This window comes from Hydrogenophaga soli, from assembly GCF_054777695.1.
In genome coordinates, this window is sequence record NZ_BAAHAK010000004.1 from 33,738 (window position 1) to 53,083 (window position 19,346).

A 19,346-nucleotide genomic window follows, 5' to 3' on the forward strand; every position below is an offset into this window, starting at 1 on the left:
CTGCGTGAAGGGCAAAGAAAACCGCAAGGGTGGGCCGCGGGTGTGAAGCGGCCATGACAGCCGCCCCTCAGGACAGCAGCGGGGCCAGCCAGCGGCGCAGCTCGTCCTCGGGCATGTGGCGGCGGGCCGCCATGTCGGCCACCTGGTCGGCCCCGATGGGGCCCACGTTGAAGTAGGTGGCCTCGGGGTGGCTGAGGTAGAAGCCGCTGACGCTGGCCGCCGGGGTCATGGCCAGGCTTTCGGTCAGGCCCATGCCGATGTCGGACGCACCCAGCAGCGCCAGCAGGTCGGTCTTGGCGGTGTGGTCGGGGCAGGCGGGGTAGCCGGGCGCGGGGCGGATGCCCTGGTACTTTTCGGCAATCAGCTCGTCGTTGCTCAGGGCTTCTTGCGGGGCGTAGCCCCACAGGTCGGTGCGCACGCGCCAGTGCAGCCACTCGGCGGCGGCCTCGGCCAGGCGGTCGGCCAGGGCCTTGAACAAGATGGCGTTGTAGTCGTCGTGGGCGGCCACGAACTCGGCCTCCTTGGCCTCCACCCCCAGCCCGGCGGTCACGGCAAACAGGCCCACGTGGTCGATGGGCGTTGCAAATTCAAAGCTTTTTTGGCCTCCAGCGCTTTCAAACAAAGCGCGAGCAGCTTCAATTTCAGTAGCACTCAGCGGTTGCACAAAGTCGGACAGGCAGCGGCTGGGGCGCAGGCGTTCCTGGCCTTGTTCGTCGGTGTAGGTCTGTTTTTCGGTTTGTTGGCGCAGGCCGTGCCAGGTCAGGGCCACCTGCTGGCGGCGGCTGTCGGTCCACAGCACGATGTCGTCGCCCGCCGCGTTGGCGGGCCACAGGCCCATCACGCCGCTGGCGGTCAGCCACTTTTCGGCGATCAGCTTTTTCAGCATGGCCTGGGCGTCGGCAAACACCTGCCGCGCCTGCTCGCCCACCACCTCGTCTTGCAGGATGGCGGGGTAGGGCCCGGCCAGGTCCCAGGTCTGGAAGAAGGGGCCCCAGTCGATGAAGCGGGCCAGCTCGGCCAGGTCGATGTTGTGGAACACGCGCCGCCCGGTGAACTTGGGCACCGGTGGGGTGTAGCCGCTCCAGTCCAAGGGGGTGGCGTTGGCGCGGGCCTGCTCCAGCGGCCACAACACGGCCTTTTTCTTGTTGGCGTGCTGGCGGCGCACGGTGTCGTAGTCGGCGGCCAGTTCACTCAGGTAGGCGTCGCGGCCTTCGCCCAGCAGGCCCTGGGCCACGGCCACGCTGCGGCTGGCGTCGGGCACGTAGACCACGGGGCCTTGGTAGTGGGGGGCGATCTTCACCGCGGTGTGCACGCGGCTGGTGGTGGCCCCGCCGATCAGCAGCGGGGTTTGGCGGCTGCGGAAGTGTTCGTCCTTCTGCATTTCGGCGGCCACCACCTGCATTTCTTCCAGGCTGGGGGTGATGAGGCCAGAGAGGCCCACGATGTCGGCCCCCACCTCCTTGGCCTTGGCCAGGATGTCCTGCCAGGGCACCATCACGCCCATGTTGACCACTTCGAAGTTGTTGCACTGCAAGACCACGGTGACGATGTTCTTGCCGATGTCGTGCACGTCGCCCTTGACGGTGGCGATGACGATCTTGCCCTGGGTGCGCACCTCGCCCCCGGCGGCCAGCAGGGCGGCCTTTTCGGCCTCGATGTAGGGCAGCAGGTGGGCCACGGCCTGCTTCATCACGCGGGCGCTTTTCACCACCTGGGGCAGGAACATCTTGCCTTGGCCGAACAGGTCACCCACGACGTTCATGCCATCCATCAGCGGGCCTTCGATGACGTGCAGCGGGCGACCCCCGTCGGCCTCGATCTGACGCCACATCTCCTCGGTGTCGGTCTCGATGTGGGTGTTGATGCCACGCACCAGCGCATGCGTGAGGCGCTCGCGCACGGGCAGGGCACGCCAGGCGTTTTGCTGACTGTCGTCCTTGGCGGCGCCCTTGGCGGTTTCGGCGATTTCCACCAGGCGCTCGCCCGCGTCGGGGCGGCGGTTCAGCACCACGTCTTCCACCCGCTCGCGCAGGGTGGGCTCCAGCTCGTCGTACACGCCCACCATGCCGGCGTTGACGATGCCCATGTCCATGCCCGCCTGGATGGCGTGGTACAGGAAGACGGTGTGGATGGCCTCGCGCACCGGGTCGTTGCCACGGAAGCTGAAGCTCACGTTGGACACGCCGCCCGACACCTTGGCGCCGGGCAGGTGTTGCTTGATCCAGCGGGTGGCGTTGATGAAATCGACCGCGTAGTTGTCGTGCTCAGGAATGCCGGTGGCGATGGCGAAGATGTTGGGGTCGAAGATGATGTCTTCGGGCGCAAAGCCCACCTCGTCCACCAGCACGCGGTAGGCGCGTTCGCAAATCTCGATCTTGCGGGCAAAGGTGTCGGCCTGGCCCTGCTCGTCAAACGCCATGACCACGGCGGCCGCCCCGTAACGTTTGACCAGCTTGGCCTGGCGTTTGAACTCGGCCACGCCTTCCTTCATGCTGATGGAGTTGACCACCGGCTTGCCCTGCACGCAGCGCAGGCCGGCCTCGATCACGCTCCACTTGCTGCTGTCGATCATCACCGGCACGCGGGCAATGTCGGGCTCGCTGGCCATCAGGTTCAGGAAGCGCACCATGGCGGCCTGGCTGTCCAGCATGGCCTCGTCCATGTTCACGTCCACAATCTGCGCGCCGTTTTCCACCTGCTGGCGGGCCACGGCCAGGGCGTCTTCGTAACGCCCCTCCAGGATCATGCGGGCAAAGGCCTTGGAGCCGGTGACGTTGGTGCGCTCACCCACGTTCACGAACAGGCTGCCCTGGCCAATGACCAGCGGCTCCAGCCCCGACAGCAGCATGGGCGGCGGGGAGACCTGGGCGGCAGCGGCGGCGGCGGACAGATCGGAGGGGAAGGCGTCGGCAGAAGGCGTCTGGCGTGTCATCAAGGCTCACCTGGTGGGTCATGGTTCCGTGTGCGGGCAGGCCCGACACGGTTGAAGCAGGTGAGCGCGGTTGATCCGGTGGGCCACAGGCCACCCCAAGCCTGACACCGGGCGCACCGCCCGGCGCACGGGGGCGGGCAGGGGCCACGGCGCTGCAGCGCTCCTTGGGCAAACGCGTATTTTAGAAAGTCGGCGGCAGGGGCTGCCGACTGCGGTCAATCCTGCGGCAATTGCGCCAGCGCACGGCGGCGGGCCATCTCGCGGCCCATGCCCTCGGTGTTCACGCCCGACAGGGCACTGCGGGCCGCCGGGTAGGCCAGCGACTCTTCCAGCACGATGTGGTCGTGGTAGAGCGCCGCGAACACCTCCACGGCATTGGCCAGCTCGACCGTGTCGAACCAACCGCTGCCCTCGGCAGCGGCCTCCAGCATGGGCGCGATGACCAGCCAGTTTTCCTCCAGCCAGCCGTGGTCCTGGGACAGGCTGTGTGCGGCCTGCACCACGTCGGGCTGCGGGCTCTCCAGCAGCGGAGGGAACACGTGTTTTTCCTCGTCCAGGTGGTGCTGGCGGGCTTCGCCCCCGAAAAACGCCAGCACCTCGCGGGCACGGGCACGTTCGGGCTCGGACAAATCGCCCTGACTCAGCGCATCCACCAGGACGCTGAGGGTCTGCAGCGACTGCGCCACCTGGCGGTGGGTGGCATCCAGGTAGTCAAACACGGCAACGGGGGCTTGGGCAACGGGCATGGCGCACTCCTGAGGGATGGAACTGAGGGGCATTGTGAAATTGCGGCGGCGCAGCCACTTGACGCACATCAAGCAAGGGAAAACCACGCCTCGCCGCCCATCCACACGCCGTTGGCCCGACAATGCGGACTCCTCTGCCAGCATCCAAAGCCCGTCACCGCCCACACCATGCTCAAGACCCTGATGGACAAGGTGCGCTCCACCGCCCGCCGCGACGCGGGCGACCCGGGTGACACCGCCTCCTGGAAGCTGGACTTCAACAGCCCGCGCACCAGCGCCGAAGCCGCCGCCGACATGCTGCGCGCGCCCACGGCCCTGATGCAGCTCAGCCCCGAGGAAGCCAGCACCGTGGTGCAGTTCATGCAGCCGCGCATCATCCCGGCCGACACCGTCATCTTCCAGGAGGGCGACACCTCCGACACCGGGCACATGCTGCTCGTCATCGACGGCGAGGTGACGGTGGAAACCTTGCTGGTCAGCCGCCGCTCGCCCGACACCCTCACCGTGCTGGGGCCGGGCAGCCTGGTGGGCGAAATGTCGCTGTTCGATGGGGCCGCCCGCTCGGCCACCTGCACCGCCACCTCGGAAGTGCGCTGTGCGGTGCTCTCGCGCAAGGCCATGGAACGCCTGGCCCGCCACGCGCCCACCACCGCCGCGCATTTCATGGCCGCGGTGGCCCAACGCCTGGCCGAGCGCCTGCGCCAGAGCGACGAAAAGGTTCGCCTGTACAGCCACCTGGTGCGCACCATGCAGCAGGAAATCGACGCGTTGATGCGCTGAACGCCCCCCGCCGAAAGCCCCCGCCCATGCCGTTTCGCCTGCGCTTTCGCTCCTCCCGCCCACCCGCGGCAGCGGCGGATGCGCCCGCGTCGCAACTGGGCGCAGGCGCTGCGGCCAACGCCTCGGGCTTTGGCCCCGAGCCCGACCGCTGGGCCGCCACCACGGCCACGGACGGCGTGACGCTGGACGACGTGGCCCAACGCTTGGCCCAGCGCACCCTGTTGCTGCCCTTGAGCCTGGACCAGGCCCGCACCGTGGCCGGGTACATGAAGCCGCTCAGCCTGCCCCAAGGGCAAAGCCTGCTCGACCCCCTCGCCACCCCACCCGCCACCGACCTGGTGCTGATCGTGCGTGGTCAGGTCCGGCAACACACCCGGGTGCAGGGCCGCGCCCTGGTGAGTGACCTGCCCCTGGACCCACTGGGGCCTGGCGACTTTGTCTCCGAACCCGCCCTGCTGGACGGCGAGGCCCGCAACGTGTTGCTGGAGACCCTCAGCCCGGTGGTGCTGGCCACCCTGTCGCGCGGGGCCCTGGCGTCGCTGAGCCACGACCACCCCGACCTGGCCGCCCGCCTGCTGTCCGCCGTGTGCCAAGGGTTGACGCGGCAGCTGCGGACCAACCACCGCCGCATCACCGAAGCGTCGGGGGCCATCCGCGACCTGCAAGACGGTCTGCTGCACGCTGCGCGTCTGCCCCACCCCCCCAGCACCGAACCGCCTGCCCGCTGACACCATGGCCGCCGAGCCCGCCACCCACCCCGTCACGTCCCCCGCCACGTCCCTGGCCCCCGCCCCTACCGCACCGCCCTCCGCCGACCGCGCCTGGACCCCGGCCGATTGGGCCCGGCAAGAGCTGCTGCTGATGCGCGAGGTCATGAAGCTGGTGGGCCAAAGCCTCACCCCCGCCCCGGTGCTGCGCGAAATGCTGCACCTCATGAGCGAGCTGCTGGGCCTGAACCGGGGCCGCCTGGTGCTGGCCAACCCGGCCCCCGCGCCCACCTCCGCCCCCTCCAGCGCCGCGCCGCGCACCGCCGCCATCCAGCATGCCTACGGCCTGACCGCGGCCGAAACCGCCCGCGGCGTCTACGCCTGGGGCGAGGGCATCACCGGGCGGGTGCTGGCCACCGGCCTGCCCGCCATCGTGCAGGACATTGACGCCGAACCCCTGTTCCTGTTTCGGGCCATCACCCGCGACCAGCTCCCCCCGGAAACCGTGGCCTTTCTGGCCCTGCCCGTCGCCGTCAACGGGGCCACCGTGGGCGTGCTGGCCTGCCACCGCATCCGCAGCCGCCAGCGCCACCTCAACGACGACCTGGCCCTGCTGCGCACCCTGGCCACGCTGGCCGGGCAACTGCTGCAATTGGAACAACTGGTGGCCCAGCAGACCGCCCAGCTGCAAGCCCGCAACGCCGCGCTGGCCCATGCGCTGGACACCCACGCCGCCCGCTACGGCCTCATTGGGCGCTCGCCCGCGCTGTTGCAGGCCATGGGCGAGTTGGAGCGGGTGTCGCAATCGCAGGCCACCGTGCTGTTGCTGGGTGAGTCGGGCACCGGCAAGGAGCTGTTCGCCCGCGCCCTGCACCTGGCCAGCGGGCGGCGGGACCAGCCCTTCATCAAGGTGAACTGCTCGGCCATTCCCGACACGCTGTTCGAGTCCGAGCTGTTCGGCCACGAGCGCGGCGCCTTCACCGGCGCGGTGGGCGCACGGGCCGGTTGGTTCGAGCAGGCACACGGCGGCAGCATTTTTCTGGACGAGGTGGGTGAACTGCCGCTGGCCATGCAGGCCAAGCTGCTGCGCACCCTGCAAGAGGGCACGCTGGTGCGGCTGGGCGGCACCAAGGAAATCCGCGTCAACGTGCGGCTGGTGGCCGCCACCCACCGCGACCTGGCCCGCGACGCCGAGGCCGGGCGCTTCCGCCAGGACCTGTTCTACCGCCTGAACGTGGTGCCCATCCGCCTGCCCTCGCTGCGCGAACGCACCGAAGACATCCACCCCCTGGCGCTGCACTTCCTCAGCCGTGCCAACCAGGCGCACCAGCGCAACGTGCACCTCACGCCCGAAGCCCTGGCGCTGCTGGAGCGCCACCCCTGGCCTGGCAACGTGCGCGAGCTGGGCAACGTGATCGAGCGCCTGGTGCTGCTGGCCGACCACCCGCTGGTGCACGCCCCCGAACTGGCCCGCCACCTGGCCACCGCCCCCAGCCTGGCCGCGGCAGTGCTCCCTGCACCGCCAGCGCAGGCCACGCAGCCCCCCGGCTGGGGCACCAGTGCCGCCGAGCCCCCGCTGGTGCGCCCGCACTGGGGCGCACAGTCCCACAGCGCCGCCGAGCTGGGCGAGGCCCTGGCCCGCCACCACGGCAACCGCTCCCGGGCGGCCCAAAGCCTGGGGCTGACGCTGCGCCAGTTCACCTACCGTCTGGAAAAGGCCGGGCTCAAGCCCTGAGGCCCCGGGCCGCAGGGCTCCCGGGCCGCACGCCACGGGGAAAGCGCATCTCCAATGTGTAGACATTTGTTGACAAATTGGCAAGCCATGCCACAGGCGATACTATTGTTTTTATAGCTGCTCGCGCTTTTATATAAAGCGCTATATGCCATTTTTCCTTTGATTTCTCACGTTGGCACACCTGTTGCAAACCACGGCGGCAAGGCCCCACAGCCGGGGCCGAAGGGTTTTTCTCCTCCGTCTTCTTTTTTGCCACAGGACTTGCCATGACCACCGCCGAAGCCCCCACCACCGTCAAAGCCTACCTGCGCCCCATCGACGCCAGCGGTCTGGCCGAATTTGCCGCGGGTGGCAAAGCCAACCCCGCCCGCCGCGGCACCAACAAAGTCCACACCGTGATGGAAGGGCAATACCGCAGCCTGTCCTCGGTGGGGGACAAACACACGGTGGTCGTGGACGAGCCGCTGCACCTGTTCGGCCAGGACACGGCCCCTGCGCCCGGTGAAATCGTGCTGTCCGGCCTGGGCGGCTGCATTGCCGTGGGCGTGACCGCCGTGGCCACCTGGAAGGGCGTGAAGCTGAGCAAGCTGGAGGTGTTTCTGGAGGGCGACATCGGCAACCCCGCCGCCTGGGGCGCTGGCGGCGCCTTGGAAATGACGCCACCGCAAATGGGCTTTCAAGAGGTGCGGGTGAAGGTGCTGGTGGAAGGCGACGCCCCGCGCGAGGTGCTGGAAGAGATCGTCCAGCACGCCAACTACTACTCGCCCGTGGCCAACACCATCCGCAACCCGGTGCCGTTCAAGATCAGCATGGCCTGATCGCGCCGCGCCCACCCACCCCCCTCCCTCCGCCCCTTGCGCCACCAAAGGAAGCCCACCATGAACGCCGCCGATCTGCCCGCCGATGTGTCCGCTGCCGCCCAGACCGAAGACCTGCTGAGCGCCGTGCGCGCCATCGCCCAAGGCCCGCTGGCCGCACGCGCCCAGGCCATCGACGAAGGGGATTACCCCCTGGACCTGATCCAGCAACTGGCCCGCATGGGCGCGATGAGCGCCCACATCGACCAGCCGGGCCGCCCCGGCAACTACGTGACCGCCATCCTGGCCATGGCCGAGGTGGGCAAGGTCTGCGGGGCCACCGCGTTCCTGATGTGGCAACAGGCGGTGTCGGCGCTGTACCTGCACGGCTCCAGCAACCCGGCCATGAACGGCGAGCGCCTGCAACGCCACCTGCGCGGCGAGGTCATCGGGGCCACCGGCATGTCCAACCCCATGAAGGGTTTTGCCGGGATCGAAAAAATCCTGCTCAAGGCCACCCCGGTGGATGGCGGCTACCTCGTCAACGGCACGCTGCCCTGGGTCAGCAACCTGGCCCCGGCACACAGCCTGGGCACGGTGGCGGTGGTGGAGGGAGCCAACGGCGCTGCGGGCCACGAGATCATGTTCATGCTGCCGTGCAGTGCACCGGGCGTGACGCTCAAGACCTGCCCCAAGTTCTCGGGCATGGAGGGCACGGGCACGTTCTCGGTGCAGTGCAAGGACGTGTTCATCGGTGCCGATGACCTCCTGGGCGACCCCTGCAAGCCCTACCTGCTGGGCATCCGTGGGGCCTTCCTGCTGCTGCAATGCGGCATTGCCGCGGGCATCGTCCAGGGGGCCATCGACAGCATGTGGGCGGTGGAAGACCAACTGGGCCACGTCAACCAGTTCCTGGACGACCGGCCCGACCAGCTCCAGGCCGAGCTGGACGACCTGGTGGGCACCGTCGCCCGCCTGTGCGAAACCCCTTACGACCCCTCCGACGCTTTCTACCTGGACGTGCTCAACGCCCGCCTGGCGGGAGGCGAGCTGTGCATGCGCGCCGCCAACTCCGCCCTGATGCACCAGGGTGCGCGGGGCTACCTGATGCAGTCCAGCGTGCAACGCCGCGTGCGCGAAGCGCAGTTTGTGGGCATCGTCACCCCCGCCATCAAACACCTGCGCAAACAGGCCGCGGCGCTGTGCGCCGACACGCTGCCCGCCTGATTTGCGTCTGATCTGCGCCTGACTTCGCCCGAGTTTGCCCCCAAGGAGCGCCCGTGAGCCAACCCCCTGTCACCGCCCCCCCGGCACCGTTCCAACAATTCATCTGCAACGCCTGCGGCTGGATCTACGACGAAGCCCAGGGCGACCCCGACAGCGGCCTGGCCCCGGGCACCCGCTTTGCGGACATTCCCGACGACTGGGCCTGCCCGCTGTGCAACGTGACCAAGGCGGACTTTGCGCCCTACAACCCGCCGCCCCGCCCCACCGCGGCCAGCCGCCCCGTCAGTGCCTTGGGCTGCGGCCCGCGCGTGGCGGGCAAGCCCGCGGCGGGCGTGGTCATCGTGGGCGGAGGCCGGGCCGGTTGGGCCATGGCCGAAGCGCTGCGGGCGCTGGACGCGGCCCTGCCCATCACCCTGGTCAGCGCCTGCGCGGGCGACGTGTACGACAAGCCCCTGCTGTCGGTGGCGCTGGCCAAACGGCTGCCCACCGCCAGCCTGGTGCGCGAAACCGGCACCCAGGCCGCCCAGCGCTTGGGCGTGCGCCTGATGGCCCAGACCCAGGCCACCCGCATCTGCCCGCGCACGCTCACGCTCACCACCACCCGCGGCACCCTGCCGTTTGCCGAACTGGTGCTGGCCCACGGGGCCCAGGTGGCGCTGCCGCCCAGCCTGCCGCCCGAGCTGTGCTGGCGCATCAACCACCTGGACGCCTACCTGCGCCTGCGCCACAGCCTGGGCTTGCCCGACGCAGGCCCCCTGCCCCCGGGCGTGGTGCCGCAGGTGGCCATCGTGGGCGCGGGCTTGATCGGCAGCGAACTGGCCAACGACCTGGCCCTGGCCGGGTGCCACGTCACGCTGCTGGACCCGCTGCCCGAGCCCCTGGCCCGCTGGCAGCAGCAGGGCGCGGGCCAGGCCGCGCTGGCGGCGTGGAAAGACCTGCCCATCCGTTTTGTGGGCGGCGTGTCGGTGGCCTCCATGGCCGACAGCGAGGGCCTCAAGACCATCACCCTCAGCAACGGCGACACCCTGCAAGCCCACCAGGTGATTGCCGCCACCGGCCTGACCACACCCAACCGCCTGGCCGCCAGTGCCGGGCTGGCCTGGGACCATGGCATTGCGGTCGATGGCCGCACGCTGGCCACCAGCCACCCGCGCATCCATGCGCTGGGCGACTGCATCACCATCGCCGGGCAGGCCAGCCGCTACATCGAGCCCATTGGCCGCCAGGCCGCCACCATCGCCGCCAAGGTGCAGACCCGCCGCCAGGGGGCAGGGCTGGACGATTGCCCCGTGCCCTATGAGGTGCGCCCGGCCACCGTGCGGGTGAAAACCACCTCGTGCCCGATGACGCTGGTGGGCTGAGCGGCCACCAGCACCGCCTATTCTTTGGCGGGTACAGAAGGCTTGCTCGGGCCGGACGTTGCACCGTCAGTCTTGGCATGCGCCTTGACAAACGTCAGGATCACCTCCCGCAGCACTTTCCGTTGGGGCGGAGGCAAGCGCAGGAAGGCATCAAAAGTCTCCTGCTCCAGATACCCGATGCTTTCGTCCCACCGTCGTCGTCGCCGGTAAACGGCGTCGCGCACCGCCGTACCAAAGCGCAACACCTCGGGCTCCACATTCAGGATTTGGGCCAACACCTGCAGTTTGTCTTGGGCAGGAATGGCTTCCCCTTTGAGCCATTTGGACACCGCCTGAAAGCTGACGGAGCGCCCCCAGTAGCGGGTGTTGAACAGGTTGTACAGGACCCCTGGGCGGGGCTGCAAGCCCACATTCACCATTGCATTTTGGAGCCGCTGGGCGAATTCGAGCTTGTCGTTCATGCCGCAGAAAGCTAGCTCTTCGCTCTTTCTGGATTCAACTTTAGTTCAATTGTTCATGTGACTTTAAGTTCATAATGTTTGACACAAAAGTGAATGGTCTGGGAGGTGGGAACCGTGCGCAGCATTGAGCGGCCGGGTCGTGCATCCCGACCGCGCCTTGCACCAGGCCACCCGACATTCCATGCAAGTTCATCCAGCAGCTGCCGCCTGCCACTTCGGTCCTCTTCCCATGGCTCGGCGTTTGCTCGTCCCAGACGGCGAACGCCCGAATCTCCGCAGTGAGCACAGGCATGCAGCCCACACGGCATTGGGCAGATCGCAACAAGCACGGCATCCCATCGCACGGAGAGCGACGTGATGGAAGCAGCCCCTTCGCCAAAGCCCATCCGCAATGCGGATCACACGATCAGTGAGCTTCTGGGAGCGCTCAACGCCATGGCGTTCCAGACCAACCTGCTGACGCACGAAGCCACACAACCCAACGATGTGCGCGGCCAGGCCCAACGCTGCTGCGCTGCAGCACTGGACATCAAAGCGTTCCTTCAACCCGCGACCACCGTCGCGGACGTGGCCACCGCCGACTGAAAGGGAAACCATCCATGTGGACCACACCCGAGTTTCGACAACACCTCATCGATTCAGCCCCCGACGGCATCCTGGTGGTGGACCCGGCTTGCCGCATCCACTTCGTCAACCAGGCGCTGGCCCACTTGTGCGGCCATCCGCGTGAAGCACTGCTGGGCCAATCCATTGAGATGCTGATCCCCCCGTCGGTGTTGAGCCGCCATCAACGACACGTGGACCGCTACTTTGCACGTCCGCGTGCCCATCCCATGGGCAGCCTGGGCAGACAACGCTTGGTGCACCGGGAGGGACGTGAAGTGGTGGTGGACATCGCACTGGGTCACCACATCGCCACCAACGAGCAGCCCTACGCCATCCTCTTCGTGCGTGACGCCACCCACGTCAACGATCAGCACGAACAGCTCCAGCAGCTGGCCCTCACCGACCCGCTGACGGGTCTGCACAACCGCCACATGTTCCAGGAGCAACTGACCCGAGCACTCGACCACGCCCGGCGCTCAGGGCGCATGCTGGCCGTGTGCTTGGTGGACCTGGACGATTTCAAATCCATCAACAACGGCCACGGGTACGAAGCGGGCGACGCCCTGCTGCGAGACGTGGCCGACCGCCTCAAAAGCTGCCTGCGCTGGGACGACACCTTGGCACGCATGGGCAGCGACGAGTTCGCCATCCTGCTCCAAGACCTTCCTTCGCCCGCCATGGCCCGCCATGTCGCCAACAAAGTCATTCAGCGACTGGCCCACCCCACCGAGCTGGGCTCAGCCACCGTGTTCAGCGGTGCCAGCGTGGGCATTGCCTATGGTCCGAAAGACCTGCTGGATGCCCCGACGCTGGTGCACCAGGCCGACATGGCCATGCACATGGCCAAAGCGGCGGGACGGGGTGCCCATGCCGTCTACGACCCCACCATGGCCCAGCGCGTCACCGAGAACCTGAAAATCAGGGAACGGCTGCAACTGGCCCTGAACACCAACTCGCTGACACTGCATTACCAACCCCAGGTGGAAAGCCCAGGGCTCCAGGTCACCAGTGCCGAAGCCCTGCTGCGCTGGCACGACACCGAGCTGGGCCAGGTTGCGCCCGATCAGTTCATTGCGGTGGCGGAAGCCTCCGGCCTCATCCTGCCCCTGGGCGACTGGGTGCTGGATGAGGCCTGCCGACAGATCTCGGCATGGGTGCAGCAAGGGCTGCGCATCCGCGTGGCCGTGAATGTGTCGGCACAACAGTTCCGCCACCGGAATTTGGCCCTGCAGGTGGCCCACACGCTGCAACGCCACGGCACCCCCGCGCACTTGCTGGAACTTGAAGTGACCGAAACCGCGGCCATGAGTGATCCGCGGCAAGCCGCCATGGCGTTGCAACAACTGCTGGACATGGGCGTGGGCGTGGCCCTGGACGACTTTGGACGCGGGCATTCATCGCTGTCGCACTTGCTTCAGTTGCCGGTGGACCGCCTGAAGATCGACCGCTCGTTCATCAGCGGCATTCCCCACAGCGCCGACCACATCAAAATCACCAAGGCGATCATGGGTCTGGCGTCGTCGCTGGAGAAACAAGTGGTGGCCGAAGGTGTGGAAACCCCCGAACAGCTGGCCTTCCTTCGTCAGGCCGGATGCAACTGCTTCCAAGGGTGGCTGTTTGCCAAAGCGGCCCCTCCTGCGGACATCCCCCAACTCGTGCAACAACTGAACGGCATTGCACCCACTTGACAGGCGTGTTATCTTTGAACGCTTTCGGGTAAACCCATGGGTAACTTGCCTCATGCCGCCCGACCGGATGATTGCATCGCCCAGCAGTGCCTGTCCACACCGCGTTGACACCGCCGCGGCTGCCGCGCTCTGAGCCACCAACCACACAGCCACCCTCGGTGAGGTGGCACCGATGAAAGAACGGGCCATGGCCAAAGAAGAACTGATTGAAATGACCGGCAAGGTCGACGAAGTGTTGCCCGACACGCGCTTTCGCGTGACCTTGGACAACGGCCACCAACTGATTGCCTACTCCGCAGGCAAGATGAAGAAAAACCACATCCGCATCCTGGCGGGTGACCGCGTGTCCCTGGAACTGTCGCCCTACGACCTGACCAAGGGCCGCATCAACTTCCGCTTCATCGAAAACCGCGGTGGCGGCACCGGGGGTCCTGGCGGCCCCGGCGGCCCGGGTGGGCAACGTCGCCGCTGATCGGCGCACAACAAAAAAGGGTGCCTCGGCACCCTTTTTTGTGTCCGCTCGGGCTCCTGTGTGGGGCTCAGTAAGTCTTGTACGGCAGGAACTTGCCCGACAGCACCACGTTCACGCGGTCGCCCTTGGGGTCGGGCTGGCGCACGATGTCCATGGAGAAGTCGATGGCGCTCATGATGCCGTCGCCAAACTCCTCGTGAATCAGCTCCTTGATGGTGGTGCCGTACACGCTGACGATTTCGTACCAGCGGTAGATCAGCGGGTCGGTGGGCACCGGGGTGGGCAGCGAGCCCTTGTAGGGCACCACCTGCAGCCACTTCTGCTCTTCGGCGGTGAGGCCGAAGATCTTGCCCAGCACCTTGGCCTGCTCGGGCGTGGCGGTCATCTGGCCCAGGCACAGGGCCGTGGTCCATTCCTTGGACTGGCCGACCTTCTTGGCCACATCGGCCCAGTGCAGGCCCTTGGCCACTTTGGTGGAAATGATCTTCTCGGTGACGTCCATGCGGTTCATGGTGAAACTCCTCAGGGTGAAAACAGGCGGGGTTGAAACGGGGGCGGTCAGTGCGCCTTGGCGCGGCTCACCAGAAAGTCCACGATGTGGTTGCGCAGCTCGTAGTAGCCGGGCAGGTGGTGCAGGTCGGCCCGGGTGCGGGTGCGGGGCAGCGGGTTGACCACGGTTTCGGCCAAACCGCCGGGCACATAGCGGGAAACACCGCCAGCCTCGGTCTCGCTGCCGTTGGTCATCAGCAAAATGCGGTCGGACAGCAGGATGGCCTCATCCACATCGTGGGTGATCATGAACACCGTCTGCTGCGTCTCGCGCACGATGGTCATCAGCTCGTCCTGGATGGTGCCGCGCGTCAGCGCGTCCAGGGCGCCAAAGGGCTCGTCGAGCAGCAGCATCTTGGGCTGGATGGAAAACGCCCGGGCAATGCCCACGCGTTGCTTCATGCCACCGGAGAGCTGGCTGGGTTTCTTGTCGATGGCGTGGGCCAGGCCCACCAGGGCCACGGCCTTTTCCACATGCACGTTGACCTTGGCCTTGGGCCAGTCGGGCCAGCGCGACTTGACGGCAAACGCGATGTTTTCGCGCACCGTGAGCCAGGGCATGAGGGCGTGGCTCTGGAACACCACGCCGCGCTCCAGGCTGGGACCCACCACCTCGCGCCCGTCCATGAACACATGGCCGCTGGTGGCCGTGTCCAACCCGGCCAGCACGTTGAGGATGGTGGTCTTGCCGCACCCGGAGTGGCCGATGATGCAGACGAACTCGCCACGCGCCATCTCGAAGCTCACGTCGGCAAACACGGGCTTGGTGGGGTGGTAGGCCTTGGACAGGCCCTCAATCTTCAAAAAACCGGTCATGGCGGGTTCTTTCTGAGGCGGCTGGGCCGGTTGGGGTGCCGGGGTCAGGCTGGCCGTGGTGGCGCGAACGCTGCTGTCACTCCACATAGGTCACCGCCTTCTGCGCCTGGGCAAACAGCAGGTCGAGCAGCATGCCGACCACGCCGATCAGCAGCACCGCAAAAATCACGTTGGTCAGCGACAGGTTGTTCCACTCGTTCCACACGAAGTAGCCCACCCCGGTGCCGCCCACCAGCATCTCGGCGGCCACGATCACCAGCCAGGCAATGCCCATGCTGATGCGCATGCCGGTGAGGATGGTGGGCGCAGCGGCGGGCAGGATCACCCGGAACGCCTTGCGCAGCGGGTTCACCTCCAGCGTGCTGGCCACGTTGAGCCAGTCGCGCTTGACCGCAGCCACCCCGAAGGCGGTGTTGATGAGCATGGGCCACACCGAGCAGATGAAGATGACGAAGATGCCGCTCACGCTCGAATCCTTCAGCGTGTACAGCGCCAGCGGCATCCACGCCAGCGGGCTGATGGGCTTGAGCACCTGAACGAACGGGTCAAACGCCTTGCGCATCAGCGGCGACATGCCGATCAGGAAACCCAGCGGTATGGCCACCACCACCGCCAGCAAAAAGCCCAGCCCCACCCGGCCCAGCGAATGCGCCAACTGGATGCCAATGCCCTTGTCGTTGGGGCCTTTGTCGTAGAACGGGTCGGACAGCTGCGCCACGATGGTCTTGCCCACCTCGATGGGGGGCGGGAAACCGGAGCTCTTGGTGGCCCCGGGGTCCTTGCCCATCATCTTGGCGTACTCGATTTCCTCGGCGGTCATGCCCGCGCTGGAGCCGCCCACACTGGGGCCGGTGGTGGCCAATTGCCAGGCCCCCACCAGACAGATCAGCATGAGCAGCGACACCAAGGCCGCACGCAGGTTCAGACTGGCGGTTTTCATGTCAGCCTGCCTTGCTGATGGCAAAACTCTTCAGGTAGGCGTCGGCCTTGGCGGGGTCGAACTCCTTGCCCATGATCAGGTGCTTGGCGTACGTTGGCCCGGCCTTGAAGTCCTGGCCCAGGTCCTTCATGTGCTTGCGTGCGTCGGTGATGAGGAACACCTTCTCGGCAATCTGCTGGTAGTTGACGTCGCCCTTGATGTAACCCCAGCGCTTCATCTGCGTGAGCATCCACACCGCCATGCTCTGCCAGGGCATGGGGTCGAAATCGGCGCGGTCGGGCACGTTCTGCACCTTGCCCAGGCCATCGGCAAACTTGCCCGTCAGCACCTGGGTCAGCACGGCCTCGGGCTGGTTCAGGTACTGGGCCGGGGCAATGACCTTGGCGATCAGCTCGCGGTTGTCGGGCTTGCGGGCCATGGCCGCAGCGGTCAGCACGGCGCGGTACAGCGCGGCAAAGGTGTTGGGGTTCTTCTGGATGAACTCGGTGGTGGTGCCGAAGGCACAGCAGGGGTGGCCGTTCCACAGGTCCTTGGTCAGCACGTGGATGAAGCCCACCTCGTCGAACACCGCCCGCTGGTTGAACGGATCGGGGCCCAGGAAGCCGTCGATGTTGCCCGCCCGCAGGTTGGCCACCATCTCCGCCGGGGGAATGACGCGGATCTGCACATCGGTGTCGGGGTTGACGCCATGCTCCGCCAGGTAATAGCGCAGCAGGAAGTTGTGCATCGAGTAGTCGAACGGGATGCCGAACTTGAAGCCCTTCCAGTTCTTGGGGTCGCGGTTGTCCTTGTGCTTCAGGCTCAGGGTGATGGCCTGGCCGTTGATGTTCTGGATGGTGGCCACGTTGGTGGGCGTGGCGTTGGCCCCCAACCCCAGGCTGATGGCCAACGGCATGGGCGACAGGAAGTGCGAGGCGTCGTACTCCTTGTTGAGCACCTTGTCGCGCACCAGCGCCCAGCCTGCGGTCTTGGTGACTTCCACGTTCAGGCCCTGCTTGCTGTAAAAGCCCAGCGGGTGGGCCATGATCAGCGGCGTGGCGCAGGTGATGGGGATGAAGCCGATCTTCAGGTCCTTCTTCTCCAGCGCGCCCTTGTCCTGCGCCATGGCCTGCAGGCTGGTCACCGGCAGCACGCTGGCAATGGCGGCCATGGCCGTGCCCTTGCCCACCGCCCGCAAGAAGCGGCGGCGCATGGCGTCCTGCGGGAACAGCGCCTTGACCAGCGTGGCCTCGATGAACTCATTGCTGTAGGCCTCGAAGTCCGCCGTTTCGCTGCGGGCCCGCAGCGTGGCCGCGGCTTCATCGGCCACCACCTCGGCGTGGTGATCGGCCAGCGTGTGGTCACGGCCACAGCTGCACTTCATCATCAGGGGGCGGTCGGCGTTGTAGGGATCGAAGAACTCGGACATGGCGCACCTCGTGGGTAATTGGTGCACCGCACAATGCAAGCAACGGGCCAGAACCCCCAGGGGCACCGTGCCAACCACACCCATGTCGACATTTCGTACCCGGTTCCACGAAGGCTTGTAGGGCTGGCACTACAAAGCGGGGCTGCCCCCGGGCATCCGGTCCGCGCCCACCCCACCGCGCTCAACGCGGCCCGTGCCGTTCGGCGTACAGCGCCAGCTCCACGTCGTTGTGGGTGCCGGTTTTTTCCAGGATGCGGGCGCGGTAGGTGCTGACGGTGTTGGGGGCCAGGCCCAGTTGCGCACCAATCTGGGTCACGCTTTGGCCTTGGATCAGCAGGCGGAACACCTGGTGTTCGCGGTGCGACAAGGCCTCGGCCCCGGCCTGTGCACCACGTTGGCCCACGGCGGCGGCCAGCGCCTCGGCGGTGGCCGGGGTGACGTACACGCCCCCGGCGGCCACCTTGCGCACGGCGGCCAGCATGTCGTCGGGGTCGGCGCTTTTGTTCAGGTAACCGCCCGCACCCAGCTTGATGCAGCGCACCGCGTACTGGCGCTCGGGGTAGGTGGAGAGCATCAGCACCGGCAGCGTGGGGTGGCGCTTGCGCAGGGCCTGCAACACGTCCAGCCCGTCCATGCCCGGCAGGGCAATGTCCAGCAGCACCACGTCCACCCCGCCGCTTTCGGACGGGTCAGCCACCAGGGCGTCCACCCGGTCCAGCACCTCGGGGCCGGTGGCGGCCTCGGCCACCACGGTCACTTCGGGCGCGTCGGCCAGCACCTGCTTGAGGCCCTCGCGCACGATGCGGTGGTCGTCGCCCAGCAGCACGCGAATGGTGGGGGTGGCGGTCATGGCGTCAGCGCCCATTTTTCAGGTCAGAAAATGCCTTTTGCGCTTGATCTGCATGGGTTTGCAGCTCTGCTTTCAATACCATGGTGGTGCCTTCGCCGGGGGCGCTGCGCACCTCGATGCGGCCCCCAAAGTGGCGGGCGCGTTCGCGCATGCCCAGGATGCCGTAGGCGTCGGGCGCGTCGAACACCCGCGGGTCGGCGCCCACACCGTTGTCGCGCACGCTGATGCACAGCAGCGGCCCCACCCGGGCAATGGCCACGGCCAGCTGGCTGGCCTGGGCGTGGCGGCCCACGTTGCTGAGCATTTCCTGGAAGATGCGGAACACCGCCATGGCCTGCCGCTCGGGCAGGGGCGGGGCGTCGTCCACGTCCATCTGCCAGTCGAGCGCCAACTCGGCGGTCTGGGCAAATTCCTGGGCCTGCCATTCCAGCGCGGCCCACAGGCCCTGGTGGTCCAGGATGCTGGGGCGCAGGTCGGTGATGATGCGGCCCACGTTGTCCACGGCGTTTTCAATCAGTCGGCTCATGTTCTGGCATTTGCAACGCATGCGGTGGCGCATGTCGGCCTGGGCGTCGGAGGTGCGCTGTTCCTGCTCGGACAGGCGCTTGTCCATCCAGTTGACGTCCATCTTCAGGGCCACCAGCAGGCTGCCCAGTTCGTCGTGCACCTCGCGGGCGATGCGGGTGCGTTCGTCTTCGCGCACCGATTCGGACCACGCCGCCAGCTCGCGCACCTGGCGCAGGGCCGACTCCAGCGCGGCGGTGCGTTCACGCACGCGGTGCTCCAGCTCGTCCTTGGCCTGTTGCAGGGCGTCGGCGGCGCGTTTGCGCTCGGTGATGTCCACAAACGTGACCACCGCGCCCAGCACCTGGCCGCCGCTGAGGATGGGGTGGCTGGAGTACTCCACCGGAAAGCTGCTGCCGTCGCGCCGCCAGAACACCTCGCTGTCGATGCGGCAGGGCAGCCCGCGGCGAAAGGCGTTGAAGATGGGGCACTCCGCCTCGGGGTAACGCTGTCCGTCGGCCCGGCTGTGGTGGGTGAGTTCGTGCATGTTGCGGCCCAGCAGCTCGGCCGGCTCGTAGCCGATGAGGGCCGCGCCCGCCGGGTTGATGAACATGCACAGGCCGTTCAGGTCCACGCCGTAGATGCCCTCGCCCGTGGAGGCCAGCATCAGGCCCAGCGGGTCACGCCAGGCCGCATCCACAGGGGCTTGCACGGGCGATGCAGGGCCGGTCTGGGCGCGGGGGCGGGCGGCTTGGGCGGGCATGCCC

The 19,346-nt window shown here is 67.3% G+C and carries 18 protein-coding genes; 9 read left to right on the top strand and 9 right to left on the bottom strand.

Features of this window, described 5'->3' with window-relative positions; translation table 11 throughout:
• Positions 1-67: 67 nt before the first annotated feature.
• Positions 68-2,848, bottom strand: a complete 2,781-nt coding sequence (metH, locus tag ACYVB7_RS08380; RefSeq protein ID WP_460507015.1) for a methionine synthase — start codon at positions 2,846-2,848, stop codon at positions 68-70.
• Between the two features lie 299 nt (positions 2,849-3,147).
• Positions 3,148-3,678 (bottom strand): hemerythrin domain-containing protein, encoded by a 531-nt coding sequence (locus ACYVB7_RS08385; RefSeq protein ID WP_460506308.1) that lies wholly within the window; start codon positions 3,676-3,678, stop codon positions 3,148-3,150.
• A 168-nt stretch (positions 3,679-3,846) separates the two neighbouring features.
• Between ACYVB7_RS08385 and ACYVB7_RS08390 the strand changes: the two genes are divergently transcribed.
• The 6 genes from ACYVB7_RS08390 to ACYVB7_RS08415 all read left to right on the top strand — a co-directional run bounded on the left by ACYVB7_RS08390 (position 3,847) and on the right by ACYVB7_RS08415 (position 10,285).
• Positions 3,847-4,458 (top strand): Crp/Fnr family transcriptional regulator, encoded by a 612-nt coding sequence (locus ACYVB7_RS08390; RefSeq protein ID WP_460506310.1) that lies wholly within the window; start codon positions 3,847-3,849, stop codon positions 4,456-4,458.
• A 26-nt stretch (positions 4,459-4,484) separates the two neighbouring features.
• On the top strand, positions 4,485-5,186 hold the full coding sequence (locus ACYVB7_RS08395; RefSeq protein ID WP_460506311.1) for a Crp/Fnr family transcriptional regulator: 702 nt from the start codon (positions 4,485-4,487) through the stop codon (positions 5,184-5,186).
• Between the two features lie 4 nt (positions 5,187-5,190).
• Positions 5,191-6,900, top strand: a complete 1,710-nt coding sequence (locus ACYVB7_RS08400; protein WP_460506312.1) for a sigma-54-dependent Fis family transcriptional regulator — start codon at positions 5,191-5,193, stop codon at positions 6,898-6,900.
• Between the two features lie 266 nt (positions 6,901-7,166).
• The gene (locus ACYVB7_RS08405; RefSeq protein WP_460506313.1) at positions 7,167-7,718 is read left to right on the top strand and encodes an OsmC family protein; all 552 of its coding nucleotides are present in this window, start codon (positions 7,167-7,169) and stop codon (positions 7,716-7,718) included.
• Positions 7,719-7,778: 60 nt separating this feature from the next.
• A complete protein-coding gene (locus tag ACYVB7_RS08410) occupies positions 7,779-8,924 on the top strand; it encodes an acyl-CoA dehydrogenase family protein (RefSeq protein ID WP_460506314.1) in 1,146 nt (381 codons plus the stop codon).
• A gap of 53 nt (positions 8,925-8,977) precedes the next feature.
• On the top strand, positions 8,978-10,285 hold the full coding sequence (locus ACYVB7_RS08415; RefSeq protein ID WP_460506315.1) for an FAD-dependent oxidoreductase: 1,308 nt from the start codon (positions 8,978-8,980) through the stop codon (positions 10,283-10,285).
• Positions 10,286-10,302: 17 nt separating this feature from the next.
• Here ACYVB7_RS08415 and ACYVB7_RS08420 read toward each other — a convergent pair whose 3' ends face one another.
• Positions 10,303-10,746: a helix-turn-helix domain-containing protein gene (locus ACYVB7_RS08420; protein WP_460506316.1), complete on the bottom strand. Its 444-nt coding sequence runs from the start codon at positions 10,744-10,746 to the stop codon at positions 10,303-10,305.
• A 357-nt stretch (positions 10,747-11,103) separates the two neighbouring features.
• Between ACYVB7_RS08420 and ACYVB7_RS08425 the strand changes: the two genes are divergently transcribed.
• The 3 genes from ACYVB7_RS08425 (at position 11,104) to infA (ending at position 13,512) form a co-directional block, all read left to right on the top strand.
• Positions 11,104-11,331: a hypothetical protein gene (locus ACYVB7_RS08425; RefSeq protein WP_460506317.1), complete on the top strand. Its 228-nt coding sequence runs from the start codon at positions 11,104-11,106 to the stop codon at positions 11,329-11,331.
• Positions 11,332-11,345: 14 nt separating this feature from the next.
• On the top strand, positions 11,346-13,040 hold the full coding sequence (locus ACYVB7_RS08430) for a putative bifunctional diguanylate cyclase/phosphodiesterase (RefSeq protein ID WP_460506319.1): 1,695 nt from the start codon (positions 11,346-11,348) through the stop codon (positions 13,038-13,040).
• A gap of 187 nt (positions 13,041-13,227) precedes the next feature.
• On the top strand, positions 13,228-13,512 hold the full coding sequence (gene infA / locus ACYVB7_RS08435) for a translation initiation factor IF-1 (protein WP_460506321.1): 285 nt from the start codon (positions 13,228-13,230) through the stop codon (positions 13,510-13,512).
• Between the two features lie 67 nt (positions 13,513-13,579).
• Here the strand turns inward: infA and cynS are convergent, their stop codons facing one another.
• The 6 genes from cynS to ACYVB7_RS08465 all read right to left on the bottom strand — a co-directional run bounded on the left by cynS (position 13,580) and on the right by ACYVB7_RS08465 (position 19,342).
• A complete protein-coding gene (gene cynS, locus ACYVB7_RS08440; protein ID WP_460506323.1) occupies positions 13,580-14,023 on the bottom strand; it encodes a cyanase in 444 nt (147 codons plus the stop codon).
• A gap of 47 nt (positions 14,024-14,070) precedes the next feature.
• Positions 14,071-14,964 (bottom strand): ABC transporter ATP-binding protein, encoded by an 894-nt coding sequence (locus tag ACYVB7_RS08445; protein ID WP_460506325.1) that lies wholly within the window; start codon positions 14,962-14,964, stop codon positions 14,071-14,073.
• Positions 14,954-15,817 (bottom strand): ABC transporter permease, encoded by an 864-nt coding sequence (ntrB, locus tag ACYVB7_RS08450; RefSeq protein ID WP_460506326.1) that lies wholly within the window; start codon positions 15,815-15,817, stop codon positions 14,954-14,956. Before ntrB ends, ACYVB7_RS08445 begins: the two co-directional genes overlap by 11 nt.
• 1 nt (position 15,818) lies before the next feature.
• On the bottom strand, positions 15,819-17,225 hold the full coding sequence (locus ACYVB7_RS08455; protein ID WP_460506327.1) for a CmpA/NrtA family ABC transporter substrate-binding protein: 1,407 nt from the start codon (positions 17,223-17,225) through the stop codon (positions 15,819-15,821).
• A gap of 181 nt (positions 17,226-17,406) precedes the next feature.
• Entirely contained in the window at positions 17,407-18,075 is a 669-nt protein-coding gene (locus ACYVB7_RS08460) for a response regulator (RefSeq protein ID WP_460506328.1), read from the bottom strand.
• 4 nt (positions 18,076-18,079) lie between these two features.
• Positions 18,080-19,342, bottom strand: a complete 1,263-nt coding sequence (locus ACYVB7_RS08465) for a sensor histidine kinase (RefSeq protein WP_460506330.1) — start codon at positions 19,340-19,342, stop codon at positions 18,080-18,082.
• Positions 19,343-19,346: the final 4 nt, after the last annotated feature.

Bases quoted from the DNA above. Each gene is read 5' to 3' on its own strand.
- metH (WP_460507015.1), bottom strand. From the start codon at position 2,848: ATGCTGCTGTCGGGGCTGGAGCCGCTGGTCATTGGCCAGGGCAGCCTG.
- ACYVB7_RS08385 (WP_460506308.1), bottom strand. From the start codon at position 3,678: ATGCCCGTTGCCCAAGCCCCCGTTGCCGTGTTTGACTACCTGGATGCC.
- ACYVB7_RS08390 (WP_460506310.1), top strand. From the start codon at position 3,847: ATGCTCAAGACCCTGATGGACAAGGTGCGCTCCACCGCCCGCCGCGAC.
- ACYVB7_RS08395 (WP_460506311.1), top strand. From the start codon at position 4,485: ATGCCGTTTCGCCTGCGCTTTCGCTCCTCCCGCCCACCCGCGGCAGCG.
- ACYVB7_RS08400 (WP_460506312.1), top strand. From the start codon at position 5,191: ATGGCCGCCGAGCCCGCCACCCACCCCGTCACGTCCCCCGCCACGTCC.
- ACYVB7_RS08405 (WP_460506313.1), top strand. From the start codon at position 7,167: ATGACCACCGCCGAAGCCCCCACCACCGTCAAAGCCTACCTGCGCCCC.
- ACYVB7_RS08410 (WP_460506314.1), top strand. From the start codon at position 7,779: ATGAACGCCGCCGATCTGCCCGCCGATGTGTCCGCTGCCGCCCAGACC.
- ACYVB7_RS08420 (WP_460506316.1), bottom strand. From the start codon at position 10,746: ATGAACGACAAGCTCGAATTCGCCCAGCGGCTCCAAAATGCAATGGTG.
- ACYVB7_RS08425 (WP_460506317.1), top strand. From the start codon at position 11,104: ATGGAAGCAGCCCCTTCGCCAAAGCCCATCCGCAATGCGGATCACACG.
- ACYVB7_RS08430 (WP_460506319.1), top strand. From the start codon at position 11,346: ATGTGGACCACACCCGAGTTTCGACAACACCTCATCGATTCAGCCCCC.
- infA (WP_460506321.1), top strand. From the start codon at position 13,228: ATGGCCAAAGAAGAACTGATTGAAATGACCGGCAAGGTCGACGAAGTG.
- cynS (WP_460506323.1), bottom strand. From the start codon at position 14,023: ATGAACCGCATGGACGTCACCGAGAAGATCATTTCCACCAAAGTGGCC.
- ACYVB7_RS08445 (WP_460506325.1), bottom strand. From the start codon at position 14,964: ATGTGGAGTGACAGCAGCGTTCGCGCCACCACGGCCAGCCTGACCCCG.
- ntrB (WP_460506326.1), bottom strand. From the start codon at position 15,817: ATGAAAACCGCCAGTCTGAACCTGCGTGCGGCCTTGGTGTCGCTGCTC.
- ACYVB7_RS08455 (WP_460506327.1), bottom strand. From the start codon at position 17,225: ATGTCCGAGTTCTTCGATCCCTACAACGCCGACCGCCCCCTGATGATG.
- ACYVB7_RS08460 (WP_460506328.1), bottom strand. From the start codon at position 18,075: ATGACCGCCACCCCCACCATTCGCGTGCTGCTGGGCGACGACCACCGC.
- ACYVB7_RS08465 (WP_460506330.1), bottom strand. From the start codon at position 19,342: ATGCCCGCCCAAGCCGCCCGCCCCCGCGCCCAGACCGGCCCTGCATCG.